21 protein-coding genes are annotated in these 26,730 nt (G+C 60.8%); 15 read left to right on the top strand and 6 right to left on the bottom strand.

All coding sequences use genetic code 11. From position 1 onward, the window contains the following. The first annotated feature begins 383 nt into the window (after nucleotides 1–383). The 3 genes from JN12_RS08635 to JN12_RS08625 are packed head-to-tail and all read left to right on the top strand — an operon-like array spanning nucleotide 384 to nucleotide 4,707. On the top strand, nucleotides 384–2,093 hold the full coding sequence (locus tag JN12_RS08635; RefSeq protein WP_145021285.1) for an ABC transporter ATP-binding protein: 1,710 nt from the start codon (nucleotides 384–386) through the stop codon (nucleotides 2,091–2,093). Beyond that, nucleotides 2,094–3,872 carry an ABC transporter ATP-binding protein gene (locus JN12_RS08630; protein ID WP_145021214.1) on the top strand — a complete coding sequence of 593 codons (1,779 nt, stop codon included), beginning with the start codon at nucleotides 2,094–2,096 and terminating at the stop codon, nucleotides 3,870–3,872. It abuts the gene before it with no gap. A 37-nt stretch (nucleotides 3,873–3,909) separates the two neighbouring features. Further along, nucleotides 3,910–4,707 (top strand): DnaJ domain-containing protein, encoded by a 798-nt coding sequence (locus tag JN12_RS08625; protein ID WP_145021211.1) that lies wholly within the window; start codon nucleotides 3,910–3,912, stop codon nucleotides 4,705–4,707. 23 nt (nucleotides 4,708–4,730) lie between these two features. On the opposite strand, the gene JN12_RS08620 is transcribed toward JN12_RS08625, so the two are convergent. From JN12_RS08620 to JN12_RS08605, 4 genes are all read right to left on the bottom strand, one after another. After that, nucleotides 4,731–5,969: a BamA/TamA family outer membrane protein gene (locus tag JN12_RS08620; RefSeq protein WP_145021208.1), complete on the bottom strand. Its 1,239-nt coding sequence runs from the start codon at nucleotides 5,967–5,969 to the stop codon at nucleotides 4,731–4,733. A gap of 65 nt (nucleotides 5,970–6,034) precedes the next feature. After that, complete coding sequence (locus JN12_RS08615) at nucleotides 6,035–8,596, bottom strand: glycosyltransferase family 1 protein (RefSeq protein WP_145021205.1); 2,562 nt, start codon at nucleotides 8,594–8,596, stop codon at nucleotides 6,035–6,037. 79 nt (nucleotides 8,597–8,675) lie between these two features. Next, nucleotides 8,676–10,040 carry a sigma-54-dependent transcriptional regulator gene (locus JN12_RS08610; RefSeq protein WP_145021201.1) on the bottom strand — a complete coding sequence of 455 codons (1,365 nt, stop codon included), beginning with the start codon at nucleotides 10,038–10,040 and terminating at the stop codon, nucleotides 8,676–8,678. Further along, nucleotides 10,040–11,482, bottom strand: coding sequence for a sensor histidine kinase (locus JN12_RS08605; protein WP_145021196.1), 1,443 nt, complete (start codon nucleotides 11,480–11,482; stop codon nucleotides 10,040–10,042). Before JN12_RS08605 ends, JN12_RS08610 begins: the two co-directional genes overlap by 1 nt. A gap of 152 nt (nucleotides 11,483–11,634) precedes the next feature. Here JN12_RS08605 and hypA point away from each other — a divergent pair, with 152 nt between their 5' ends. From hypA to hypD, 5 genes are all read left to right on the top strand, one after another. Beyond that, a complete protein-coding gene (gene hypA, locus JN12_RS08600) occupies nucleotides 11,635–11,967 on the top strand; it encodes a hydrogenase maturation nickel metallochaperone HypA (protein ID WP_145021193.1) in 333 nt (110 codons plus the stop codon). A gap of 2 nt (nucleotides 11,968–11,969) precedes the next feature. Beyond that, nucleotides 11,970–12,761, top strand: coding sequence for a hydrogenase nickel incorporation protein HypB (hypB, locus tag JN12_RS08595; protein WP_145021190.1), 792 nt, complete (start codon nucleotides 11,970–11,972; stop codon nucleotides 12,759–12,761). A 38-nt stretch (nucleotides 12,762–12,799) separates the two neighbouring features. Continuing rightward, complete coding sequence (hypF, locus tag JN12_RS08590) at nucleotides 12,800–15,097, top strand: carbamoyltransferase HypF (protein ID WP_145021186.1); 2,298 nt, start codon at nucleotides 12,800–12,802, stop codon at nucleotides 15,095–15,097. Further along, nucleotides 15,088–15,318 (top strand): HypC/HybG/HupF family hydrogenase formation chaperone, encoded by a 231-nt coding sequence (locus JN12_RS08585; protein WP_145021182.1) that lies wholly within the window; start codon nucleotides 15,088–15,090, stop codon nucleotides 15,316–15,318. The genes hypF and JN12_RS08585 overlap by 10 nt, the downstream gene beginning before the upstream one ends. 67 nt (nucleotides 15,319–15,385) lie before the next feature. Further along, a complete protein-coding gene (gene hypD, locus JN12_RS08580; RefSeq protein WP_145021179.1) occupies nucleotides 15,386–16,477 on the top strand; it encodes a hydrogenase formation protein HypD in 1,092 nt (363 codons plus the stop codon). An 82-nt stretch (nucleotides 16,478–16,559) separates the two neighbouring features. Here the strand turns inward: hypD and JN12_RS08575 are convergent, their stop codons facing one another. After that, nucleotides 16,560–16,844 carry an HU family DNA-binding protein gene (locus tag JN12_RS08575; protein ID WP_145021176.1) on the bottom strand — a complete coding sequence of 95 codons (285 nt, stop codon included), beginning with the start codon at nucleotides 16,842–16,844 and terminating at the stop codon, nucleotides 16,560–16,562. A gap of 113 nt (nucleotides 16,845–16,957) precedes the next feature. Further along, a complete protein-coding gene (locus tag JN12_RS08570) occupies nucleotides 16,958–19,414 on the bottom strand; it encodes a penicillin-binding protein 1A (protein ID WP_145021173.1) in 2,457 nt (818 codons plus the stop codon). Nucleotides 19,415–19,712: 298 nt separating this feature from the next. Between JN12_RS08570 and JN12_RS08565 the strand changes: the two genes are divergently transcribed. The 7 genes from JN12_RS08565 (at nucleotide 19,713) to mqnC (ending at nucleotide 26,679) form a co-directional block, all read left to right on the top strand. After that, a complete protein-coding gene (locus JN12_RS08565) occupies nucleotides 19,713–20,585 on the top strand; it encodes a 4-hydroxybenzoate octaprenyltransferase (RefSeq protein ID WP_145021170.1) in 873 nt (290 codons plus the stop codon). Further along, complete coding sequence (locus tag JN12_RS08560) at nucleotides 20,582–21,217, top strand: UbiX family flavin prenyltransferase (protein ID WP_145021167.1); 636 nt, start codon at nucleotides 20,582–20,584, stop codon at nucleotides 21,215–21,217. Before JN12_RS08565 ends, JN12_RS08560 begins: the two co-directional genes overlap by 4 nt. Before the next feature lie 52 nt (nucleotides 21,218–21,269). Continuing rightward, nucleotides 21,270–22,802 carry an AAA family ATPase gene (locus JN12_RS08555; protein WP_145021162.1) on the top strand — a complete coding sequence of 511 codons (1,533 nt, stop codon included), beginning with the start codon at nucleotides 21,270–21,272 and terminating at the stop codon, nucleotides 22,800–22,802. Next, entirely contained in the window at nucleotides 22,799–23,440 is a 642-nt protein-coding gene (locus JN12_RS08550) for a DUF4276 family protein (protein WP_145021159.1), read from the top strand. The genes JN12_RS08555 and JN12_RS08550 overlap by 4 nt, the downstream gene beginning before the upstream one ends. Nucleotides 23,441–23,863: 423 nt before the next feature. After that, nucleotides 23,864–24,943 (top strand): aminofutalosine synthase MqnE, encoded by a 1,080-nt coding sequence (gene mqnE / locus JN12_RS08545; protein WP_170241873.1) that lies wholly within the window; start codon nucleotides 23,864–23,866, stop codon nucleotides 24,941–24,943. Nucleotides 24,944–24,955: 12 nt separating this feature from the next. Beyond that, nucleotides 24,956–25,594, top strand: coding sequence for a LysE family translocator (locus JN12_RS08540; RefSeq protein WP_145021153.1), 639 nt, complete (start codon nucleotides 24,956–24,958; stop codon nucleotides 25,592–25,594). Between the two features lie 5 nt (nucleotides 25,595–25,599). Continuing rightward, nucleotides 25,600–26,679, top strand: a complete 1,080-nt coding sequence (gene mqnC / locus JN12_RS08535; protein ID WP_145021150.1) for a cyclic dehypoxanthinyl futalosine synthase — start codon at nucleotides 25,600–25,602, stop codon at nucleotides 26,677–26,679. The last annotated feature ends 51 nt before the right edge of the window (nucleotides 26,680–26,730 follow it).

The raw sequence follows: 26,730 nt of genomic DNA, 5'->3' as shown, positions 1-26,730 counted from the left end.
GTATAATGGGGGTTGCCGCGTCAACCATTTTACTAAAAGTAAAAAATCGATACCATACGCAAAACCCTTTTGTCAACAACTATAACGATTGGTTTACGCCGAAATAGAACAGCACAAAACAGTGCAACATACTGCTATGACAAGCAATATTTACATATAACCTATCAGCGATGTTATCCGATCCCATCAAAATAGAACACACAATGCAGAAAAAGTGTCTCCTAAGAAACTTTGATGAATTTACAAATCCTCTGAGATCCCCTTCTCCGGACAGAAGGTCGCTTTGACAGCCACGGAAAAACAGGATACAAGAGAGGCGCTGTTGATCATGCCAAACAGTGTACGGAGGGGTTATCAGCGATCTGGTCAGACTATATAGCTACATGCGCGATGACCGGCGCAGCTATCTGACAGGCGCTGTCTGCCTGCTCGGCACCAACGCCTGCGCCCTGCTGATTCCCTGGCTGCTCAAACTGGCCGTGGAAAGCCTGCAAAAGCCGACCACTCCCCACCACTCTCCGGCCTGGTACGGTGGCCTGATCATCGCTGCCGCTGTCCTGCACGGCACGATCCGCATCTTCTCCCGCACCGCGCTCCTCCATGCGGCCCGCCGGATCGAATACCGCATCAGGGACGACCTCTACGCCAGGCTGCTCGCCCTTGATCTCCCCTTTTTCACCAAGGAGCGGACCGGCGATCTCATGTCCAGATTTGCCAACGACCTGACCAACGTCAGAATGCTACTCGGCTTCGGCGTGCTGAACATCATCAACACCGTGGTCATCTATCTGGCCGCGCTTGCCCTGATGATCCGGATCAGTCCGCTGCTCACCCTCTGTGCCATACTCCCCTTCCCTGCCATGATCCTGGTGGTGAAGCGGCTCAGCGCGTCCATGTTCCGCCGCTCCAAGCGGGCACAGGAAGAGCTGGCCAGACTCACCAGCGTCGTGGAGGAAAACGTCTCCGCCGCCGCCGTGATCAAGGCCTACTGTCGGGAAGAGGCAGCTATCGACACGTTCGCCGAGGCGAGCGGCCGCTACATGGCCAGCAATATGCGCATCGCCCAGCTGCGCGGACTGATGATACCGGTCATGGCTGCCACCGGCGCCCTGGGAACCCTGATTGTCCTGCTGTATGGCGGGCAACAGGTGACACAACGGCTCATAACCCTGGGGGACTTCGTCGCCTTCAATGGCTACCTGACCATGCTCATCTGGCCAACCATCGTCTTTGGCTGGATTCTGAACCTGATGCAGCGCGGCGCCGCCTCCATGTCCCGCCTGACCGAGGTACTTGCGGCCGAGGCAACGGTGACGGAAGCGGAGAACCCGACAACAGCGGCAGACATCCGCGGCGAGATCCAGCTAGCCCGGCTGTCGTTCTCCTACAGCGTCGAACCGCTATTGTCCGACCTCACCCTGACGATCCCGGCAGGATCGCGCCTCGGCATTGTCGGCCCCATCGGGGCCGGCAAATCAACACTGGTACGGTTGCTGGCCCGCCTCTACCCGGTGGCCGACGGCATGATCATGATCGACGGCATCGACATCAACCGCCTAGCGCTCAGCCAACTGCGCGATCTGGTCGGTTTTGTACCCCAGGAGTCGTTCCTCTTTTCCCGCAGCCTAAGCGCGAATATCGCCTTTGGCCGGGACGACGCCGACGACGCGGCGGTCGAGGCAGCGGCCCGCCTGGCCAGCCTTGACGGTGATGTTGCCCGTTTTCCGGATGGCTACGCCACACTGGTGGGGGAGCGTGGGATCACCCTTTCCGGCGGCCAGAAACAGCGCGCCGCCATCGCCCGGGCACTGCTCAAGGACCCGGCAGTCCTGATCCTGGACGATCCCTTGTCGGCAGTGGATGCCCGCACCGAAGAAGAGATCCTTCGCAACCTGGCCGGCTACTACGGCCAGAGGACCGTCATCATCGTCTCCCATCGCCTCTCGGCCCTGAGGGAGTGCGACCGGATCATCGTGCTGGAGGAGGGGAAGATCGTTGAGCAGGGGAATCACGAGCGACTACTGGCCCTGGACGGCCGCTATGCGGCGATCCACCGGGAGCAGCAGCTGCGGCAGGAAATAGAGGGCTACTAAGTGCACTTTGGAGGTATCTACGAAGACGAAATAGTCGGCAAGGCCTACGACCGGGCGCTCATGTTCCGGTTCGCCCGCTACCTGCGTCCCTACCGCTGGCAGGTTATCGGGACCCTCTGTCTCCTCCCGCTGACAACCGCCGCCAAACTGGCGCAGCCGTGGCTGATCAAGCTCGCCATCGACAACCATATCGTCACCGGCAACCTGGCCGGCCTGCCGGCAATGGCGGCCTGGTTCCTGCTGCTGATCCTGGCCGACTCGCTCGTCTCGTTTCTGCAGGTCTGGCTCCTCCAGTATCTGGGGCAGCGGGTGATGCAGGACATCCGCCTGGAACTGTTCACCCATGTCCAGCGCCTCTCCACCTCCTTCTTCGACCGGACTCCCACCGGCAGCCTGGTGACCCGCCTTACCAGCGACGTGGAGGTGCTGGGGGAGATGTTTGCCGCCGGCATCATTACCGTGGTTGGGGATGTCATGCTGCTGGCCGGGATTGTCGGGGTGATGGTCTGGATGAACCTGCGCCTCTCCCTGGTCACCTTCACGGTCCTGCCGTTTCTCATCTGGGTTGCATTCACCTTCCGCCGCCGGATGCGTACCGCCTTTCGCCAGGTCCGGGCACGGCTGTCAAACCTCAACACCTTCCTGGCCGAGAGCATCGGCGGCATGGCCGTGGTGCAGCTCTTCAACCGGCAGGCAGCCGAACAGACCGAGTTCCGCCGGCTCAATGCCGAATACCGGGACGCCAACCTGCCGGTCATCACCTGGGACGCCGCACTCTATGCGGCTGTGGAAGCCCTCTCCTCCATTGCGGTCGGCCTCCTGGTCTGGTACGGCGGGGGGGAAATAGTCAGGGGAGCCCTCACCTTCGGCGCCCTGGTGGCCTTCATCCAGTACATTGAAAAGTTTTTTGCCCCGATCCGGGACCTGTCGGCCAAATATTCGGTCATGCAGGGGGCCATGGCAGCCCTGGAGCGGCTCTTCAACCTGCTGGACACCAGCGAGCTGCTTCCGGAGGCTCCGCCGGAGACGATGACGATCCCGGCGCGACCGGCATCGGTCATCGAATTCAACGGGGTCTGGTTTGCCTACAAGGAAGAAGAGTATGTCCTGAAGGGGGTCGATCTCACCCTGCGGAGAGGCGAAACCGTGGCCCTGGTGGGGGAGACCGGCGGCGGCAAGACCACGGTGACCCGGCTACTGTCACGCCTCTACGACGTGAGCAGGGGAAGCATAAGCCTGGACGGCGTTGACCTGCGCCGGATACCTCTTTGGGAGTTGCGCCGGCGGATCGGCGTGGTGCTCCAGGAGCCCTACCTCTTTACCGGCACCATTGCCGACAACATCTGCCTGGGCGACGACACGGTCCGGCCGAGGGTCCGCGAGGCAGCCGCCCTGGTCGGTGCCGACCGGTTCATTGACCGACTCGGAAGCGGCTACGGTGAAGCAGTCCGGGAGCGGGGAAACAACTTCTCGGCCGGGGAACGGCAGTTGATCTCCTTTGCCCGGGCCGTGGCCTTCGACCCGGAGATCCTGGTCCTGGACGAGGCGACCGCCAGCGTGGACACGACCAGCGAACGGCTGATCCAGGAAGGGCTGAAAGGGCTGATGGCCGGCCGGACTACGCTGGTGGTGGCGCATCGGCTCTCGACCATCCGCGACGCCGACCGGATCGCGGTCATCCACCGGGGGGAAAAGGTGGAAGAAGGGCGCCATGAGGAGTTGATCGCCCGGCAGGGGCTTTACTACCGTCTTTACCAGTTGCAGTTCAAGGATAATTGAGGCATTCTGTCACACATCTTCAAGCCGGTAGGGAGACATGGACAGTATCGGCACCTATTCCCCATCACAGCTGTACGATGCCTGCAGGGTCCTGTTCCCGGAAGCACCCATCCAGCAGGTGTTTCTCGAACAGTTGCATCAGCAGAACCTGAAAAGCGCCTTTCGTGCACTCGCCAAAGAATACCATCCGGATTCGCGCATCGGCGCGTACGACAGCACCCGCCACACCGACACCTTCCGCAGGGTGACCGCCGCCTACGAAATGCTCTCCGGCTTCATCCGGAAACGCGACAAGGTTTACGCCCTGCCGTTCCCGTTACAGGCTGGCCCCCACGTGGTGACCTCGCACCATCGGCAACACGGGCCGGCCGGCGGCAGGGAATTCCGGGCACGTACCCACTTCAACAAGGCAGCGCGCAACCCGAACGAACATTACTACAGCGGCCCCCTGCCGACCATTCCCCTGCAAATCGGGCTGTACCTCTACTACCGTTCGGCGGTGTCCTACCAGGCAGTGGTCTGGGCGATCATGTGGCAGCGCGACATGCGACCGCCATTCGGAGAACTGGCCTCTGCCTGGGGCTGGCTCGATCCCTACTACATATCCGTCATCCGCTCAGCCACCGATATCCCCGGCACATTCGGCGAAAGGGCGATCAAGCTGGGGCTCCTGACCGACAAGCAGGTAAAGTTCATCCTGACCCACCAGAAGACCATGCAGGCCCCTCTGGGAAGATATTTTGTAACTCATGGATTGCTCAGTAGATATGAGTTGGAGAAGTATCTTCGGGAGCACTCGTTGCACAACAGGGAGGTGACACGGGGCGGAAAATAGCAAGCCCTGCCGAACAGTCATCGTCAGAACGGATACCCGAGGCCGACGAAGACCGACGGACCATCCTTGCCAAACCCCACATCCACCCGCCCCAGGATGTTGGGCCGCACCACCGCCCGAACCCCAAGGCCGGGGTTGAACTCGAAGCTGCTCGTTTTCGCTTGATCCAGAGACTTCATGACCGCTCCCAGATCGATGAAGGGGGCTACTTCCCAGTCGGCGTTGACTCCGAAGATCTCCCAACGAAAGACCCTGATCCGCTCCTCCAGGTTGAGCAACAGGTAGCTGCTGTCGATGAACCGGTTGCGGCCATAGCCCCGCAACGTGTTTTCCCCCCCCAGGATGCTCCGCTCCAGGAACGGTACACCGCCGCCCAAGGTCTGGTTATAGGCCAGGCGGAAGGCACTGATGTACCGCCGCTCTTTGTCGGCCGGCACAAACCCCTTTATCTCCACGTCGTAATGGCGGTAATCGGCGCTACTGCCGAGATCGCGGCTGCTGCTCTCCACCCCCAGCCGCATGTAGCCGCCATAGGTGGGAAGGGTGGGAGAATCCAGGGTGCTGTAAATGAGGGAAAGCTTCTGGGCATGGGCGGAAAACCCGTCGACACCGGGAACGCTTCTGGGGAAGACGTTGCGGATGAACGGCACGGATGTTATGGCACCCCGGCCTATGTCGACCTTCTTGTACCGCTCGCCGAAGACCAACTGAAAGTGACTGCCGATCTGGTAGCCGGCGGACAGATTGAAACCGGTCTCCTCATCGGCGTAGTTGGTTTCCCTCGTCCTGCGGGTTCTCGACTGGAAGCCGAAGAAGCGGGACGAGCCGTCGCTGAAGGAGAAGACAAAGGCATTCAGTTCCAGTTTGCGGTCCAGAAAGGTATTGTCCCTGATCCGGAATTCGTAATCCTCATTCACCCTGGTGGATCGGGAGAGGTTGAACTCCATACTCCGGTCAGGAGCGGGATAGAGGGAGCCGTACAGGGTGAAGGTGGTACCGAAGTTCGGGTTCTGGTTCACCTGCGGGGCGAGCAGGGTGGTGATCTCATCCCGCTTGTTGTGGACCAGAAAGGCCGCCAGTGCCCCGGCGGTGATCCCCTCGTTGGGGCTGGAGGCGATAACCGGCAGGGGGATGGTGATGACCTTGGCTTCCGCGCCGCTATCCTCAGTGGTGAGCGGGTAGGGAAGGTACTCCCGCTTTACCATGGTGGTGCAGCCGCAGAGGGCCAGGACAAGGCTGAACAGGATCAGGTATCGATTCATGAGTTCTACGTTCTACGTTCTACGTTCTACGTTGTCAACATCGAACGTCGAACATCGAACCGTTTTCAACCCCAGAGCAGCATGCCGGCTTCGTAGATCGGCCCCAGATCATCGTGCCGGGGGAGCACCCGCACCATAAAACCCTGCCTGCCGCAGAGACGGCACTCGATACTGCCGCTGAACCGGTGGACCCCCGGGCTTACCTCTTCGATCTGGGCCAGGGGGGCGGTTTCCCCGCCGACGATGACGCCGCGGGAGTCGAGCACCCCATAGTAGACATCAACGGCCAGGTCGTGTGCTGGAATATCGCCGGTGACAACGACGGCACTGACCGGGATTAACGCGCCGACCCCGACATCATCCAACTTACTGGCCTGCACTTCCTGGATGCGGACCTGGTGCCAGTGGCGATGGAGCCGTTCCTTCCAGGCCGCCAGGTCACGGGCCAGGGCCATATCGTCCCTGGTCAGCAGCTGCCATTGACTGAACGATGGGGAGTAGAAGAGGTTCGAGTATTCCTGCACCATCCGGTCGGTACTGAAGACCGGGCAGAGCGACTGCAACGATGACTTCATGGCACCGATCCATCCCCGGGGAATGCCGTCCGTGCCCCGGTCGTAGAAGAGCGGAATCACCTCTTTTTCCAAGAGGTCGTAAATGGCCCGGCTCTCCACCTCGTTCTGGTATTCGATGTCGTCGTAGACCTCGCCGTTGCCGATGGCCCAGCCGTTGTTCCCCTTGTACCCCTCACACCACCAGCCGTCCAGAACGCTCAGGTTGAGACCGCCGTTGAAGGCCACCTTCATGCCGCTGGTCCCACTGGCTTCCATGGGACGGCGCGGCGTATTGAGCCAGACATCCACCCCCTGTACCAAATGGCGGGCCACGGAGATGTCGTAGTCCTCCAGGAAGACAATCCGGTGACGGAACTGCTCCAGGTGCGAGAACTGGACGATCTCCCGGATCAGTTCCTTCCCCTGGTGGTCGGCCGGGTGGGCCTTGCCGGCAAAAATGATCTGGACCGGCCGCTCCGTGTTATTGAGGATGCGGGAGAGCCGTTCAACGTCCCGGAGGAGCAGCGTGCCCCGTTTGTAGGTGGCGAAGCGACGGGCAAAGCCGATGGTCAGGGTGTCGGGGTCGAGCACCTCGTCGGCGGTGGCGATCTCCTTGGCACTCGCTCCCAGCTTGCAGAGTTGCTCCTTGAGACGCTTGCGGGCGTAATCCACCAGATGTTCCCGGCCATGACGGTGGATACGCCACAGCTCAGTGTCGGGGATGCGGGAGATGCGCCGCCAGAGGGCCGAGTCGGTGGCGTCGTCCATCCAGCGCGTCCCCAGGTAGCGGATCAGAAGCCCGGCCATTTCATGGGAAATCCAGCTCTTGGCATGTATCCCGTTGGTAATGGAGGTGAGCGGGATCTGCTCATGCGGCAGCTCGGGCCAGAGGTCACGCCACATCTTGCGGGAAATCTCGCCATGGAGCTGGCTGACGCCGTTGGCGTGGCCGGCCAGCTTGAGGGCCAGCACCGCCATGCAAAACGGTTCGTGGTGGGCGCGGGGGTTATGCCGGCCCAGCCCCAGGAACTCTTCACGGGAAAGCCCCAGCGCCCGGTAATACCGTCCGAGATACTTTTCGATCAGGTCGGTGGGAAAATGATCGATGCCCGCCTCTACCGGCGTATGGGTGGTGAAGATGTTGCCGGCCCGCACCACCTCCCGTGCTTCGCCAAAGGAGATCCGGCGCTCTTCCATCAGCAGGCGGATCCGTTCCAGGGCCAGGAAGGCGGCGTGCCCCTCGTTCATGTGGCACACGTTCGGCTTGATCCCCAGGTGGCGCAGTGCGCGAATGCCGCCGATGCCGAGGAGGATTTCCTGACGTATCCGCATGTCCTGATCGCCGCCATAGAGACGGGTGGTGATCTCCCGGTCTTCGGGGGCGTTTTCTTCGAGATTGGTATCCAGGAGATACAGGGGTACCCTGCCCACCTGCACCCGCCAGATCTGCCCGATTACCCGGCGTCCCACCAGGTCCACCTCGAAGCGAAGGGGTGCACCCTCTTCGTCACGCTCCAGATGGAAGGGAAGGTTATAGAAATCGTTTTCGGGATAGATTTCCTGCTGCCACCCCTCGATGTTCAGGTACTGGCGGAAGTACCCTTCCCGATAGAGGAGCCCGATCCCCACCAGCGGGATACCCAGGTCGCTGGCGGACTTCAGGTGGTCGCCGGACAGGACGCCCAGACCGCCCGAGTAGACGGGAAGAGATTCGTGAATGCCGAATTCCATGGAGAAATATGCAATCCGCATCTCGCCGTCGTTGCCGGTCTTCTCGTACCAGGTCCGGCTGGCGAAATATTCCTGGATCTTTTCGTCCACCATGGCCAAGTGGGACATGAACCCTTCGTCAGTGATGAGCAGGTCCAGGGTTGCCTGCTGTAGCTGGCCGAGCATGGCCACCGGATTATGACGGGTCTCTTTCCAGAGTTCGCCGTCGATTCGCTGGAACAGCTTGATCGCCTCCGGCTCCCAGGTCCAGGAAAGATTGTAGGCGATGCGTTGCAATGCCTCAAGTTCCTTCGGGAGAGAGGGAACGACCGTGAAGCGGTGCACTATTTTGCTGAAATCCATGTGGGCTCCTGTCGGGGTTCAAGGTTCAAGGTTAACTGTGCTCTGGGGGTAGAACATTCGCCCCGAGTCCCGGGCGGGTTTACGGCTTCTCGATGCCGAATTTTTCCAATCGATACTGCAGGGTCTTGTAGCTCATCCGCAGCAGTGGCGCCGCCTTGGCAATGACCCATTCGGCCCGCTCCATCGCCTTGATGATCAGTTCCTTCTCCAACTCCTCGAAGGAGATCCCGGATGGCGGGAAATCGAAGGGTAGCACGTCGTGCCGCTCGAACTCGTGGTGCATCTCCGCCGGCAGATCCTCGGGCTGGATCAGGGACCCTTCGGCCATCAGGACCCCGCGCTCGATGACCGATTCCAGCTGACGAACGTTGCCGGGCCAGCTGTAGTTGAGGAGAATCTTGAGGGCCGCCTTGGAGATCCCCTGAACCGGCATGCCGGTGGCAACTGCGTACTTGCGGACAAAGTGATCGGCCAGGGTGGCGAGGTCGCTCCCCCGTTCCCGCAGGGGGGGAAGATTGAGACGGATGACGTTGAGCCGGTAGAACAGGTCTTCCCGGAACGTCCCCTTGCGGATTTCCGTTTCCAGGTCCTTGTTGGTGGCGGCAACGATCCTGACGTCCACCGGGATGTTGATCTTGCCGCCGACCCGGCGGATCTCCTTTTCCTGGATGGCCCTGAGCAGCTTGGCCTGAAGGGCCACGTTCATTTCGCCGATCTCGTCCAGGAAGACCGTCCCGCTGCTGGCAGCCTCGAAGATCCCGATCTCCCGGGTGTTGGCGCCGGTAAACGAGCCCTTTTCGTGGCCGAACAGTTCGCTTTCGATGAGGGCGTCCGGGATTGCGGCGCAGTTGATGGCGAAAAACGGCTTGTCCTTGCGTGGGCTCAGGTCGTGGATCGCCCGGGCCACCAGTTCCTTGCCGGTCCCGGATTCGCCGTTGATCAGGACGGTCGAGCCGGTGGGGGCAATCTTGGTGACTATCCGGAAGACCTCCCGAATCTTGGGATGGTCGCCGATGATGTTGGGGACCTGGGCCGTTTCTGCCAGCTTGCGGTGGAGCGCCCGGTTCTCCCGGAGCAGGGCGATGTGTTCAAAGGCCCGCTGCAGAGTAAGCAGGAGGTTGTCGCGCTCCAGCGGCTTTTCCAAGTAATCGAAGGCCCCCTTGCGCATCGCCTCGACGGCCGAATCGATGGTGCCATGGGCGGTCATGATCACCACCGACTGCTGCGGGTCGTCGGCCAGAACCGCCTCCAGAAGCTCCAGGCCGGACATACCCGGCATCTTCAGGTCGGTGAGGATCAGGTCGAACTCCTCTTCGGCCAGCTTGGCCAATCCCTCTTTGGCACTCGGGGCCTCGACGATCCGGTATCCCTCCTTCTTCAGGATGGTCTGCAGGATCTCCCGCTGCCCCTTTTCGTCGTCTACGATCAGAATACTGCCGGACATCACGTCTCCTTCTTGATACTTCTATCCGCAATCTCAGCCGGCAGGGCCACCGTGAAGGTGGTCCCGGCCCCCACGCTGCTGACGATACCGATCTCCCCGCCGTGCTCCCGGATTATCCGCTCGGTAATGGCGAGCCCCAGGCCGATACCGGCTTCCTTGCTCGTGAAATAGGGCTGGAAGATTTTGTCCAGGTCTTCCGGGGGGATGCCAACCCCCTGATCACTGAAGGTGAGCCGGATCAGCCGTTCGTCAGGGGCATAGGTGGCGCCGAGAGCGATCGTCCCCCCCTCCGGCATTGCCTGGCCCGCGTTGGTGATGAAGTTGGTGATGCAGTTGCGCATCAGTTCAGGGTCTACCCACAACGGCGGCAGGTCGTCCGGAATCTGCAACACGACCCGGATCTCCTGCTCGGCCAGCTTTCCCTCCAGGAGCACCAGGGCCTTGGTCACGATCTCCCGGTACGGGACGACCATCCGGCGGAGTTTGAGGGGACGGCCGTAGTTCATGAAGTTGAGCACCATGTAATTGGCCTTGCGAACCTCTTCCTTGATGTTGTCGGCAATGGCCGCCAGCTCACGGCTCCGCTCCGGGCAGTCAGTACGGAACTCCTCCTTCAGATGATCGATGGCCAGGCTGATGTAGTTGAGGGGATTTCTGATCTCGTGGGCGATCCCCGACGCCAGCTGCCCCACCTTGGAGAGGTGTTCGGCCTCGTTCAGCCGTTGCTCCAGGGTTTGCCGCTCCCTGAGCTGCTCCACCATCTCGTTGCAACTGCGGGCCAGTTCGCCGATCTCATCGGTTCCCTGCACCGGAAAGGTGACGGTCAGGTCGCCGGCCGCCACCTTCTTGACCCCGTCCACCAGCCGGTTGATCGGGCTGGTGTAGCGTCTGGCCAGGAACAGGCTCAGGGTGATCCCCAGGAGGAACACCATGATGGTGCCTACCAGGCGGCGCAGGAAGTTCGCGTGCTGGATGTCGCGGATGTTGTCCAGGAGCAGGTTGATCTGGATGAACCCCAGCTGCTCGTCGCCGACAATGACCGGCACGGTCAGGTTGTACGGTTTGAGGGAACTGCCGGCCGCCGGCCGGTGCCCCTGAGTGGCCTTGAGCCCCCGCTCCATCTTGTGCACGTCGCGCTTTTTACCGACCTTGGCCGGGTCGGAGGAATCGATGATCTCCCCTTCGGTGTTGATGATGTTGATCTCGTTGATCCCTTTGGCCCTCGCCTGCTTCATGTATTCGGTCAGGCGGGAGGTCTGGGAGTCGTCCGCGGAGGTCAGGTCCTCCACGCTCATCTGGATCGCCTTGGAGACCTCGGTGGAGCTTTCCTGGATCTCCTGGACCAGGTCGTTCTGGCTGAGCTGGTTCAGGGTGAAGAGGATGAAAACGGCGATGATCAGCAGCGTGAGCATGATGATCACCAGTTTGGCGGTCAGTTTCATTGGATCAGTCCTTGGGGCTGCGCCGCAGACAATGGCGCATGGCGGCGAAAGTATACACCACCCCCGGCGGGCAGACAAGCGGGATACGCGGCGAAAACTTCATATATACAGCTCATTTTATGCTAGTATTTCTCCCATCGGAAAGGGACGCCATGCACGAGATGTCCATCACCCAGAGTATCGTGGAGATCTGCAGTGAGCATGCTGCCGGCCGGCGGGTCCGCTCGGTCACGCTGGAGATCGGCGAGCTTTCCGGTGTGGTGCCGGATGCGGTGGCCTTCTGCTTTGAAGCCTGCACCAGGGATACCTTGCTGGAAGGGGCGCTGCTCTCCATCGAACGGATACCGGGCCGGGCGCTCTGCGCTGACTGCCGGGCCGAGGTTCCGATACATGCCTACTACGACCCGTGCCCGGCCTGCGGCAGCTACGGTCTTTCCCTGCTGGGCGGCGAAGAACTACGGGTTAAAGAACTGGAGGTTGACTAGCCATGTGTACCACCTGCGGCTGCACGTCACACGATCATGGGCACCACCATCACGGTGATGGGCACGACAAAAGGGATCATCACCATGGTGAGCCAGCTACCCAAGGCCGGGAAACAATCGCCGTCGAGACCGATATCCTGGCCGGGAACAACCGGCTGGCAGCCGGAAACCGGCACCTTTTCCGCGAAAAGGGGCTGTTCGTGCTGAACCTGGTCAGCTCGCCCGGCTCCGGCAAAACCACTCTCCTGGAACGGACCCTGACCGACCTGGCGGGCACGAGCCGGTGCGCGGTTATCGAAGGGGATCAACAGACCGACAACGACGCCCGCCGCATCGCGGCCACCGGCGTGCCGGTGAAGCAGATCAACACCGGCGCCGGCTGTCACCTGGATGCCCATATGGTGGCCCATGCGGTCGAGGAGTTACCGCTGAACGAACTGGAAATTCTGTTCATCGAGAACGTGGGGAACCTGGTTTGTCCGGCCGCCTTTGATCTGGGCGAACACCACAAGGTGGTGGTCCTTTCGGTCACCGAAGGGGAGGACAAGCCACTCAAATACCCCCAGATGTTTCATGCCGCCGACGTGATGCTGCTCAACAAGGTCGATCTGCTCCCCCACCTGGATTTCGACGTGGAGCGCTGCTGTGAGTTCGCCCGGCGGGTGAGCCCCGGCATCAGGATCTTCCAGCTCTCCAGCCGGACCGGCGCCGGCATGGACGCGTGGTACGGATGGCTCGGGGAGAGACGGGCCGAAGTAATAGAAAAGGTAACGGGAGCGGTAACGAACCGCTGATTTCGTTCTCATATTTCTCCCTTTACCCTGGGTTACAGATGATCAAGCGACTGCGCATCGAGATCGAAGGGATCGTCCAGGGGGTCGGTTTTCGCCCCTATGTGTACCGTCTTGCCACAACCCGGCAGTTGGCCGGCTGGGTGCGGAATACGCCCCAGGGGGTCCTGATCGAAGTCGAGGGACCGCAGGAATCCCTTCGGGATTTTCGTGCCGTTCTGGAACGGGAGGCCCCTCCCCTGGCGGTCATAACCGCCCAGCACTCCAGGGAGCTCCCCCCTTGCGGGGAGCGGCAGTTCGCCATCGTCGAAAGCGGCGCGGGTTTGGCGGCTGCTCAAGTTGCCCCGGATGCCGACGTCTGTTCCGACTGCCTGCGGGAGCTCTTCGACCCGACCGACCGGCGTTACCGTTACCCGTTCATCAACTGCACCAACTGCGGCCCACGCTACTCCATCATCACCGCTGTCCCGTACGACCGACCCTCCACCACCATGGCCCCGTTTGTCATGTGCACGGCATGCCAGCGGGAATATGAGGACCCAGCCGACCGCAGGTTCCACGCCCAGCCCAACGCCTGTCCGGCCTGTGGCCCGCGTCTGCGGCTATTGGACCGGCAAGGCAGGGAGATTGCCGGCGATCCGCTCTCACAAGCAGTCGGTCTCCTTCGGGAGGGGCAGATACTGGCAATAAAGGGGACCGGCGGTTACCACCTGGCCGTGGATGCCGGCAATGCCGCTGCCGTGGCCGAACTCCGCCGGCGCAAGCTGCGGGATGAAAAGCCCTTTGCGGTAATGGCAGCTGACCTTGAGCGAATCAACGGGTTTGCGGAGCCGACCGCACTGGAGAAACGGCTTCTGACCGGCCCTGAACGACCGATAGTGTTGTTGAAGAAGCGGGCTTGGTGCTCGGGGGCCGGGGCCGGGAAAGATCCCATTGCCCCGCTGGTGGCGCCGGCCAATGGTTATTACGGGGTTATGCTGCCGGCAACGCCGCTTCACCACTTGTTGCTCAAGGACACCTTTGCTGCCTTGGTTATGACCAGCGGTAACGTTTCCGACGAGCCGATTCAATACCGGGACGAAGAGGCTCTGGCGGCCCTGGGGGGGATTGTTGACGGGTTTCTGACCCATGACCGGGCCATTCATACCCGGGAGGACGATGCGGTCATCCGGGTCTTCCGCGGCGCCCCACTATTCCTGCGACGCTCGCGGGGCTATGTCCCGCGCGGGGTGCAGCTGCCGTCGGCCCAGCGCTCCGTGCTCGCCGTGGGTGGGGAGTTGAAGAGCGCCGCCTGCCTGACCCGCAATGACCGGGCCTTCCTGACCCAGCACGCGGGGGATCTGAAGAACGCGACCACCTTTGCGGCCCAGGCGGAAATCATCACCCACCTGCAACGGCTGCTGGCGATCGAGCCGGCAGTAGTGGCCCACGATCTTCATCCCGACTACCACTCCACCCTCCATGCCGCCGGCATCGCCGGCCTGCCCAAGGTGGTGGTCCAGCACCATCACGCCCACCTGGCATCTTGTATGGCCGAGCACCGACTGGAAGGTGAGGTGCTGGGGGTGATCTTCGATGGCATGGGGTACGGGCTGGATGGGACTGCCTGGGGTGGGGAGTTCCTCCTGGGGGACTATCGGACGTTCAGGCGGGTCGGACATTTCAGGCCGGTAGCGATGCCGGGCGGGGACGCTGCTGCCAGGGAGCCGTTCCGGATGGCCATTGCCTGGCTCTGGGAAGGATATGGGACACGGCTTTTCGATCTCCCCCTGGGCTGTTTCCGGCACCTGGGCGGCCAGGAACGGAAGCTGTTCCTGCAGATGCTGGAGCGGCAGGTAAATTCACCGCTCACCAGCAGCTGCGGCCGCCTTTTCGATGCTGTTGCCGCACTTCTGGGGCTGGCCAGCCATGCCAGCTACGAAGGCCAGGCAGCCATCGAACTGGAAGGAGTGGCCGAACGGGGAAACGTGCAGGAGCCCTACCCCTTTGCCATCATACCTGGCACTGCGGGACTCCAACTGGATCTGCGGCCACTGATCTCCGCCATTGTGGCTGAACTGCTGGCCGAGGTGCCGCGGCCGGACATTGCCGCAACCTTTCACCATTCCCTGGCGCTCGGCGTGGCGGCCATCTGCCGGGCGATCCGCAAGGAGCACGGCTGCGGGCGGATCGCTCTCTCGGGTGGGGTTTTCCAGAATCGTCTCCTCACCGAATGGGTGGCAACAATGCTGGAACAGGACGGATTCACGGTTTTCACCCACCGGCTGGTTCCCCCCAATGACGGGGGGCTGGCCTTGGGACAGGCGGTCATCGCCGGAAGGAGTCATCTATGTGCGTAGGTGTGCCGATGCAGGTGGTCAGCATCGACGGAAGTGACGCAGTGGCAGAAATCGACGGCGTCAGGCGCCAGGCGAGCCTCATGCTCATGGCCGACGAGGTGCAGGTGGGAGATTTCATCATCGTGCACGCCGGCTTTGCCATTGCCAGGCTGGACGAGGACGAGGCCCGGCAAACGCTGGCCATGATGCGGGAGGTTTTCTCGGAAGAGGATATGCAGTGAAAACGGTGACTGGTGACTCGTTACTCGTGACTGGTAAGCGTATAACCAATTTTCTCAAAGGTATGTCATGAACTATCAGGATGCGTTTCGGAGCAGGGAGCTGGTGCTGGGGTTGGCAGGGGAAATACGACGACTGGCGGCAGGGAGCAGCCGGACTCTCACCTTCATGGAGGTCTGCGGCACCCATACCATGGCCATCTACCAATACGGGCTCCGCAGCCTTCTCCCCCCATCGGTGCGGCTCATTTCCGGCCCAGGCTGCCCGGTCTGCGTCACCCCCAACGGCTACCTGGATCAGGCCGTGGCCTACTGCCGTCAGCCGGACACCATCGTTGCCACCTTCGGCGACATGATCAGGGTGCCCGGCTCCAGTTCCTCGCTCATGGAGGAGCGGGCACAAGGCGCAGAGGTCCGGATCGTGTATTCCCCCCTCGATGCGGTGGCCCTGGCCGCAGCGCATCCGGGGAACCGGGTGATCTTCCTGGGAGTCGGCTTCGAGACCACGGCACCGGCCATTGCCGGCAGCATCCTTGCTGCCGCCGCCAGGGGAGTTGCCAACTATTTCGTCCTGGCGTCCCACAAGACCATCCCCATTCCGATGCAACTGCTTTCCGCCGATCCCGAGCTCAGCATCGACGGATATCTCTGTCCGGCCCACGTGAGTGCCATTATCGGCGCTCATGCCTACCGCCACCTTGCCGAGGCACAGCGGATACCCTGTGTGGTGACCGGTTTCGAACCGGCGGATGTCATGCAGGGGGTTGAGATGCTGGTCCGTCAGTGTCTGGCCCTTGAGAGCCGGGTGGAGATCCAGTACAGCCGGGTGGTGACCTGGGAGGGAAACCGGCGGGCGCGCGAACTGCTCGACAGGGTCTTTGTTCCGACAGATGCCGAATGGCGCGGGCTTGGGATTATTCCGGGGAGCGGCCTGGCCATCCGGGACGATTACGCCTCCTTTGACGCGGCACGGGCTATCCCCGTTCCGGTGGAACCGCTGCGGGAGCACGCCGGGTGCCGTTGCGGCGATATCCTGAAGGGAAAGATCCCGCCGTTCGACTGCCCGCTCTTTGCCGGGGCCTGCACTCCGGAAACGCCGATGGGGGCCTGCATGGTATCGTCCGAGGGGACCTGTGCGGCGGCGTACAAATACGGCAGATAAAAAAACCCCCGCTTGTGGCGGGGGTTTTTCATATGAATGAACAGATATCCGTGACTGCCGGCAGAATATCGCAGCGCAGGGCTTACTTCTTCTTGGAGGTAACCGAGTCCTTGAGGGCCTTGCCCGGACGGAACTTGGGCACCTTGGCAGCAGCAATCTTGATCTCTTTGCCGGTCTGCGGGTTGCGGCCGGTGCGGGCCTTGCGGGTGGAGACCTCGAAGCTGCCGAAGCCAACGAGGGTGACCCTGTCACCTTTTTTCAGCGCATCGCTCACAGCGGAGATGAAGCCGTTTACGGCCTTCTCTGCAGCGGCTTTGGTAAGGCTGGCGGATTTGGCGACCGAATCGATGAGTTCTGCTTTAGTCATACGATACCTCCCTGATTTGTGAAAGTTTTTCAAACTATAGACATAATTTTCGGCATTGCAAGGAATTATTTTAAGAAAAAAATATTTTTTTAAGCTGTGAAGCCGCGTCAGATCTACTCTCCGTCATATGACGTCGGCTCAGTCCCCGATACAAAGCATTCCATGACGCTCCCCTCGCTTCCTTCCCGAGCCAGCTTGCCTGTACGAGGATTAATCCTGGCTAAGGTGATGTTCCGGGGAGGGGTGAAGTCCATATAGGGGAGTCCGGCCACGGCCCGCTGCATGAACTCGGTCCAGATAGGGGCGGCAGCATGGCCGCCGGAGCCGCCGGAGCCCAGTGACCGTTCCTGGTCGTAGCCGACCCAGACGCCGGCCACCAACTGGGGAATGTACCCGACGAACCAGGCATCCTTCATGTCGTTGGTGGTGCCGGTCTTGCCGGCTACCGGCCGTCCCAGTGCCCGGGCGCGCTGACCCGTACCGCTGGTGACTACGCTTTCCATCAGGTTGGTCATGATATAGGCCACCTCCGGCGACGTGGCCGGCACCGGCGCGAGGGGGGAGGCAACGGGTGCCGGCTGGATTTGTTGGGTCGGTTGACCCGACTGGTTCAGGGTAATCGGCGCGTCCTCCCCCATGGCCGAACTGGGCTGGGTGAAGACCGGGATTGTCGGGGTGGGGATCTCCTCAAGCACTCTCCCGTCCCGGTCGGTCACCTTGGTGACGAAGTACGGGGTGAGGCGATAGCCGCCCGAGGCATAGACGGCATAGGCGTTGGTCAGTTCCAGGGGGGTGAGGCTGGAGGAGCCGAGCGCCAGGGTCAGGTTGGCTTCCAGGGGGGAGGTGATCCCCAGCTTCTTGGCAAACTCGATGGCCGATGCTACCCCGATCTGTTCCAGGATCTTGACGCTCACCACGTTGATGGAGTTGGTCAACGCCTCCCGCATGGTGACGCTGCCGCGGTAGATATTGTCGTAATTCTTGGGCTTCCAGGCCTTCTCCCTACCGCTTTCGTACTCCACCGGGGCATCGTCGATGATGGCGGCAGCGGTCATCCCTTTTTCCAGGGCTGCCCCGTAGATGATCGGCTTGAAGGCGGAGCCGGGGTTGCGACGGGCCTGAACGGCCCGGTTGAACTGACTCTTTTTGAAGTCGTACCCGCCGACCAGCGCCCTGACCCCGCCGGTGCGGGGATCTATGGCCACCAGAGCCGCCTGGGCCTCTGGTTCCTGATCCAGGGCGAAGAGAGCACCGGTCTTGTTGACGTCCGACGTAACCACCGACACGTTGATGACGCTCCCCAGCGGCAGCGCCTTCCCTTTACCGTCCGGCTTGCCGTAGGTGGCGATAAGTTCGACCTTTCCGGCCCAGGCCATCTGCCTGCGGGTGAGCGAGCCGGTCCGGTCACCGACGCGGACGGTCACGTCCCCGTTTGCCGGATTGACCGCTGTAACTACCCCCTGAAAGATGGCCCCCTGCTTCAGGGCAACGGTGTCTATGCCGTCCTCGACCTTCCTGCAGAACGGTTCCACCTCACCTTCGTTCAGGTAGCGGAGCGGGCCGCGGAACCCCTGGCGCTTGTCCAGGGCCTTGAGGCCGTTCACCACCGCGTCGTAGGCTCCCTTCTGCATCTCGGCGTTCATGGTGGTGTAGATACGCAGGCCGTCCTTGTAAAGCCGCTCCTCGCCATAATGCTCCACCAGTTGGATCCTGATCTGCTCCAGGAAGTAGGCGGACTGGTCGTTGTTCACCTTCTTCATCGACTGGATCACGATGGGGGTATTCTTGGCATAGTCGGCCTCGGCCTGGGTGATGTACCCTTCCTTCACCATCCGCTCCAGCACATAGGCCTGCCGCTCTTTGGCCCGGTCCATGTGTTTAATGGGGGAGTAGCTGTTGGGCGCCTTGGGAAGGCCTGCCAGCATGGCCATCTCGGCCAGGGTCAGCTGCTCCACGTTCTTGCCGAAATAGGTTTCCGCAGCAAGCTGAACTCCGTAGGCCCCGCCTCCCAGGTAGATCTGGTTCAGGTAGATGTAGAGGATTTCGTCCTTGGAAAGCTTCTTCTCCATCCGGGTGGCGAGGATCGCCTCCTTGATCTTGCGGGAGAACTTCTTCTCCGGCGTCAGGAGCATGGACTTGGCCACCTGCTGGGTGATGGTGGAGGCTCCCTCCTTCTTGCGGAGGGAGATGACGTTCTTGAACGCTGCCCGAGCAATTCCCAGGTAGTCGATCCCACTGTGCTTGTAAAAGTTGGCATCCTCGGCGGAGACAAAGGCCTGGATCAGGCGGCGGGGAATCTTGTTCACCTCCACCACCTTGCGTCGCTCGAGGTAGAATTCGCCCACCAGGCTGCCGTCGTCACCGAAGACCTGGGAAACGATGGGCGGCCGGTAGTCGGCCAACCGGTCGACTTTCGGGAGGGTGGCGAAGATGTAGGCCGTATAGCCGAAGCCGGCCATCAGGGCGATGAGGATGGCGACAATGACGATGATGGTGATGGTGCGAAAGCCGCTCCGCCGCTGTCGGCGGTTGTGCGGCTGTTGGGGGTGCTGTCCTTGATAAACCGGCATGGTGTCTGGTGCTCCTGCTGCTGGGGTTCTGTGGCGAAGCGGTTTATTATGGCAGATTGCCCCATGAATTCAAGCACAATAAACGCTGCCGAAGGCCCGCAAGGGTTGCGAAAAGCTGCGGAAATAGGGTAGGGTATGCACCGCTACCAGAAGATGTGTGCTTAAGCTCCACTCCACCTATGAGGAATAGGCGCATGCATGCCGCCGGCTGTCAAAAGGATTGCTGCCATGGCCTTGAAATGTTAAAAATAACGGTTTGCCGGAAGAAGCGCCGATGAACTGTCACGAAGGTACAGCTATGACCATAGTATCCCGCATTGAGGTCTTCCTGGAGATGATCAAGTTCTCCCACACCATCTTCGCCCTCCCCTTCGCCTTGACCGGGGCGCTCTTAGCAGCGCAGGGACTCCCGTCGTGGCAGCAGATATTCTGGATCGTCATGGCCATGGTAGGGGCGCGCACCGCGGCCATGGGGCTCAACCGGGTGATCGATGCGGAGATCGACGGCGAGAATCCGCGGACAAAGAGCCGGGCCATTCCGGCCGGACTCCTGGGCAAAGGGACGGTCGTGCTGTTCATCGTCCTCGCGATCCTGCTCATGCTGTACGCCGCTGCCCGCCTGAATCCGCTCTGTCTGAAACTCGCACCGGTTGCGCTCTTCTTCCTGGTCCTCTACTCCTACTGCAAGCGGTTCACCGCCCTCGCCCACCTGGTGCTGGGTCTCTGCCTGGGCGCGGCGCCGGTGGGCGCCTGGATCGCCATCCGCGGGACTGTCGATCTCCCGGCCGTGCTGCTCGGACTGGCGGTCCTCTTCTGGGTGGCAGGTTTCGACATCCTCTACGCCCTGCAGGATCTGGAGTTCGACCGGGCACGGGGGCTGCACTCGATCCCGGTACGGCTCGGGGTGAACGGTTCCCTCTGGACGGCCCGCCTCTTTTCACTGGTCATGGTGGTTCTGCTGGCAACACTCTGCAGTCTGCTGCCGGTGGGGGGCTTTTTCCTGGCCGGGATCGTGGCGGCCACGGGGCTCCTCTGCTACGAGCACTGGCTGCTTCGCGACGGCGACCTGGCGAGGCTGGATATGGCGTTCTTCACCATGAACGGCTATATCAGCATCATCATCTTTGTGGCCACCCTGGTTGATGTCCTGACCGGGAAGGGGGTGGCATGACGGCACGGCACATCGTTCTCGCCATCACCGGCGCCTCCGGCGCACTCTACGGCCTCAGGCTCACCGAAGAACTGCTCCGCTCCGGCATCCGGGTAACGCTGTTGATCAGCCGCTGCGGCTTCACGGTGTTACGCGAAGAGTGCGGCCTTGACTGGGAAGGGGCGCCGGAAGCGGTGACGGAGAAGGCATGGGATTACTTTGCCGCTGCGATCTCAATGGGCAGGGATGAAACCGTTTTCGAGCCCGTCATCTCTTACTATGCCGAGGACGACTTCATTGCCCCGGTCGCCAGCGGTTCCAGCGCCCCGGATGCCATGGTCGTTGCCCCCTGCTCCATGGGGAGCCTGGCCCGGATAGCCGCCGGCCTCTCCGGCACCCTCCTGGAGCGGACTGCCGACTGCATGCACAAGGAGGGACGTCCGCTTCTGCTGGTCCCGCGGGAGACCCCCCTGTCCGCCATCCATCTGGAAAACATGCTGAAGCTCGCCCGCCTCGGGGTAAGGATCGTGCCGGCCATGCCCGGCTTTTACGGCAAACCGGAAACGATGGACGATCTGGTCGACTTCATGGTCGGAAAGGTGCTGGATCAGCTGGGGGTGGAACACCTGCTGTTTCAGCGATGGGGAGTATAAGCATGTCGCTGACCAGTTCTGGACAACCAGATAAGCACAGGAGACATCAATCATGCTGACCAGATTGAAGGTGACCGGCTTTAAGAATCTTGTCGATGTGGATGTACGGTTCGGACCTTTTACGTGTATTGCCGGGGTAAATGGTGTTGGCAAGTCAAATCTCTTCGATGCCATCATGTTCCTGAGCGCCCTGGCGGACAAACCACTGCTGGACGCGGCAAAATCGGTGCGTGATGAGGAGGGGCGAACGTCCGACATCCGGGCGCTATTTCATCGCGTGGGGAATGAGTTTGACCGGCAGATGTCTTTCGAGGTGGAAATGATCGTCCCTCTGAAAGGCACTGATGATCTGGGGCAGGAAGCGCATGCAACTATAACCTCACTACGTTATGCAATAACAATTGGTTACCGGTCGGATAATGGCCACAGGCTAGGTGGTCTGGAACTGTTGCGGGAGGAATTGACCCATATCAATAAGGGGGACGCATCGAAGCACTTTCTTTTCCCGCATTCGGTCAGCAACTGGAGAAACAGTGCCGTGATTGGGCGTAGAAGCGGCGGGGATTTCATCTCCACGGAAGGGGATGGGAAAGAGCGGGTCATCAAGCTCCATCAGGATGGTGGCGGAGGTGGCAAGCCGCGCTCGTTCCTTGCCACAACCCTGCCACGCACCGTATTGTCAAACACGAATGCCGCCGAGAGCCCGACCGCGCTCATGGCCAAGCGTGAAATGCAATCGTGGCGCTTGCTGCAACTGGAACCGGCGGCACTGCGCAAGTCGGATGAAATATCCGCCCCGACAAAACTCGGAGCAGATGGTTCCCACCTTGCCGCGACTCTTTACCATCTGCCTAAATCACAAGTCCACTCCGAGCAGAAATACAACGAAGCCGATAGTGCCGCAACAGCTCTGTTCGCCCAGGTTGCCAACAGACTGGCCGACCTCATCGACGACGTAAAGGAAATATCGGTAGACTACGACGAGAAGAGAGAACTTCTGACCGCCATAGTTACGGGACGTGATGGAACACCGCACTCCGCACGCTCTCTCTCGGATGGAACGCTGCGCTTTCTGGCGCTCGCAGTTCTGGAGCTTGATGTTGAAACTTCCGGCCTGATCTGTCTTGAGGAGCCTGAAAACGGCATTCATCCTGAACGAATACCCGCCATGTTGAACCTGCTGCAGGATATCGCCATGGATACCGATGAATCAATCGGGTCTGACAACCCGCTCCGCCAGGTCATCATCAACACACATTCTCCGGCGGTTGTTGCCCAGATACCAGAAGACAGCCTGCTGGTGGCTGAGTCCGTTGAAATAAATTTATCCGGCAAGCGATGTAAAGCAGTTCGCTTCAGTCCACTTCCGGATACCTGGCGCCACAAGAAGGCGGTTGGGGAGATTGCTGTTATTTCCAAAGGCAAGCTGTTGTCCTATCTGAACCCCGTCGCGCCCGAGGAGCCGGATCATGAGTATGGAGCGTCCAGTAGGAAAAACAAGGTGATTCCTTTGAAGCGCCGGGTTATTGATCGTCCGGATCTGCAGCCATATCTGCCGAATGTTTTTGTGGCGGAACCGAAATGAGCACAATCCGCTACACATTGTTATCCGACGGAAGTTCGGACAGAATGTTGATGCCGATTCTTGACTGGTTATTCCATCAGCATTGTCCAGAATCTTCCGTGGATTCGGCTTGGGCAGATCTTGGCAGGCTCCCTCGACCACCAAAAACATTGCCGGAAAAGATTACAACGACGCTAGATCTCTATCCGTGCGATATTCTCTTCATCCACCGGGATGCCGAGAAGGAGTCTTTTGGTGTACGCTTTCGGCAAATCACCGAGGCAGTTCATGGCCTCAATTGTCCACCGGTTATCTGCGTTATTCCGGTCAGAATGCAAGAGGCATGGCTGCTCTTCGACAAGGAGGCAATTCGCAGGGCTGCTGGAAACCCGAATGGATTGACGGCTCTGAATCTTCCCCGTCTAAACAAAGTTGAGAGCCTTCCAGATCCTAAGGAGCGATTGTTTGAACTCATACGAAAATCAAGCGATCTCAAAGGAACACGTCTGAAAAAGCTGAATCTCCACAAGTGTGCTTTCCTGGTATCGCAATCAATTGCCGACTTTTCACCACTTCGTTCGGTACGTGCCTTTTGCGCCATGGAAGAAACTATGCTGGCAACTCTTGCTGACAGTGGCTATCTCGTATCAGGTGCTTAGGACCGAAATCGCTCTGTTCGAGAATTCCACCTTTGAAAAAATACTTTTAGACAAACTTCCGGATGTTCCCGACAAATCCCAGAAGAGAAGAAAGGCCTGATGCCTTTTGTAACTAGCTAAATTAATGGAGTTGTCTATTCTGAGGGCACGGCCTTGAAAATGTCTAAACAGGAATAGTTGGACATCAATTTAGACATTTTTAGACATTTAGGAACCCACGCGTATGAGCGACGTCCGCACGGAAAATACCTTTGAACCCGTCATGGTCGTGAGCCTGGTTGAACAGGGGCTCTCCCAGGGAAAGCACGGATAAGGGACAATAGCGCTCTTTAACGTTGAAACACCACTTATTGACCATACAGTAACATCTGTGCTTTATTCCAAGTTTTAGTACTCATACTCCACTAAATGAAAAGGTCTTCCATGACCATTGAACAAATTACAGAAAAAGTACATAACAACATCCGTCTCAGCGACGACGAAGCCCTCTTCCTGTTCGAATCCGCCGACCTGCTGGCAGTGGGAGAACTGGCAGCCCTAGTCAACGAGCGGAAGAACGGCCGGCGGGTCTTTTTCAACGTCAACCGGCACATCAACCACACCAACATCTGTGTGAACCGCTGCAAGTTCTGCGCGTTTTCCCGGACCGCTGACGAACCGGGGGCCTACTGCTACGACCTGGACGAAATCCGGCGCCGGGCCGAAGAGGCGCTGGCCCAGGGGGCGACCGAGATCCACATCGTCGGCGGACTGCATCCCGACCTCCCGTTCGACTTTTACCTCGACATGCTCCGCACGGTACGCGAGGTGTCGCCGCTCCTGCATATCAAGGCGTTCACGGCCGTTGAGATCGACTTCCTGGCCGGGCTGGCCAGGCTCTCCGTGCCGGACACCCTGACGGCACTGAAATCGGCCGGACTCGGTTCGCTCCCCGGCGGCGGGGCGGAGATCCTGGCACAGCCGGTGCGGGACCAGCTTTGTCCCGAGAAGATCAGCGGCGAACGCTGGCTGGCGGTCATGGCCGAGGTCCACCGGGCCGGCCTGAAGTCCAACGCCACCATGCTCTACGGCCATGTGGAGAGCCATGCCGACCGGGTCGACCACATGCGGCGGCTGCGGGAACTGCAGGACGAGACCGGCGGATTCCAGGTTTTCATCCCCCTGGCCTTCCAGTCCGAAAACAACCCGCTGGGGCACTTGAAAAACCCTGCCAGCGGCGGTGTGGACGACCTGAAGACCCTGGCCGTGGCCCGGCTCTACCTGGATAACTTCGCCAATATCAAGGCCTACTGGGTGATGCTGGGGGAGAAGATCGCCCAGGTGTCGCTGGCCTTCGGGGTCAACGATCTGGACGGCACCGTGGTGGAGGAGAAGATCGGCCACGACGCCGGTGCAGACTCCCCCAAAGCCATGAGCCGGGACGGCATCATCGCCATGATCCGCAAGGCCGGGCGGGTGCCGGTGGAGCGGGACACGCTGTACAACGAACTGCGGGTATTTTAAGGAACGATCGCTATGACCATAACCACCATAACCACCATCCTTCTCTTTCTCGGTGCCTCCATGGCCCTGACCGTGGCGCCCGGACCGGACAACATCTTTGTCGTGACCCAGGGGCTCAGCCGGGGCCGCCGGGCCGCCATCATCACTGCCTGGGGGATGTGCAGCGGCGTCACGGTCCATACCCTGGCCGCCGCGGCCGGGATCTCGGCGCTCTTCTACTCCTCGGCCCTCGCCTTTCAGCTCGTGAAGTACGCCGGCGCCGCCTACCTGCTCTATCTGGCCTGGCAGGCAGTGCGCGAGGGGGGGCTGCTGGCACTGCCGGCTAGCGGTGCGGTTGATGGCCCTTCGGTTGCGGCGCTCTTTCGGCGCGGCTTTGTCATGAATGTCCTTAACCCCAAGGTGGCGCTCTTCTTTCTTGCCTTCCTCCCCCAGTTCGCGAACCGTGACGCCGGCAGCATCCCGCTGCAGATGGTGCTGCTCGGGCTCCTCTTCATGGCCCAGGCACTGGTCATATTCTCCCTGATCGGCTTTTTCTCCGGCAGCGTCGGCGGCTGGATCTCAAAGCGGCCACGGGCCGGCCAGCAGTTCGGCTGGCTCGCCGCCGGCATCTTTGCCCTGCTCGGCGTCCGGCTGGCCCTGGCGGAGCGGTGACGATCATGAATGCCGTCGCAACCATTATCCGCAACGTCGAACAGGGCGCGGCCATCACCCGGTCCGATGCCCTCCGCCTCCTGACCGATGCCGACCTGATCCAGGTTGGAAAGCTGGCGAACGGCATCCGTTGCCGGCTCCACCCGGACAACCTGGTCACCTTTGTGAAGGACCGGAACGTCAACTACACCAACATCTGCGAGTCCAAGTGCCGATTCTGCGCGTTCTATCGGGACGAGGGGGCCACGGACGCCTATCTTCTGGCCGAAGAGGAGATCTTCGCCAAGATCCGGGAGCTGGTTGCCCAAGGGGGGACCCAGCTCCTGATGCAGGGGGGACTCCACCCCGGGCTGGGGATCGACTGGTTCGAGCGGTTGTTCCGCGAGATCAAGGCCCGTTTTCCGGCCGTGCAGAACCATTCCCTGTCGCCGGCCGAGATCACCCAGATCGCCCGGGTGTCGAAGCTCTCCCTGCCGGAAACCGTCAGCCGCCTCAAGGCAGCCGGGCTGGACTCCGTGCCGGGGGGCGGAGCAGAGATCCTGGTGGACCGGGTAAGGGCTGAGATCTCCCCCAGGAAGATCGGCTGGGAAGGATGGGCCGCGGTAATGCGGGAGGCGGCCCGCCAGGGGCTGCCGACCACGGCGACCATGATGTTCGGCAGCACGGAGACGCCTGAAGAGGTCGTGGAGCATATCTTCCGGGTACGGGAACTCCAGGCGGACGGCGGCAGCTTCACCGCCTTCATCCCCTGGACCTTTCAGCCGGGCAACACGGAGTTGGGGGGGCAGACCGCCACCGGCGTGGAGTATCTGAAGGTGCTGGCCCTGTCCCGTATCGTACTGGACAATATACCCAACATCCAGGCGAGCTGGGTGACCCAGGGGGCAAAGATGGCCCAGGTGGCCCTGTTCTTCGGCGCCAACGATCTCGGGGGGACCATGCTGGAAGAGAACGTGGTGGCCGCCGCCGGCTGCCGCTTCCGGATGAGCGGGGACGAGATGGTGAACCTCATCCACGGTGCCGGCTTCCGGGCCGCGCAACGAACGACCCTCTACCGGATCGTAACAACATTTGACCAGGGGTGAACCGCTGGATGCCTCGCAAGCAGACAGTATGCGCAACCGTGCGTTTCACAT

It is taken from the genome of Geobacter argillaceus (genome assembly GCF_007830735.1).
GTDB classification, from domain to species: domain Bacteria; phylum Desulfobacterota; class Desulfuromonadia; order Geobacterales; family DSM-12255; genus Geomobilibacter; species Geomobilibacter argillaceus.
The sequence above is the reverse complement of the archived record's forward strand: the minus strand, read 5'-3'. Positions and strand labels throughout refer to the sequence as shown.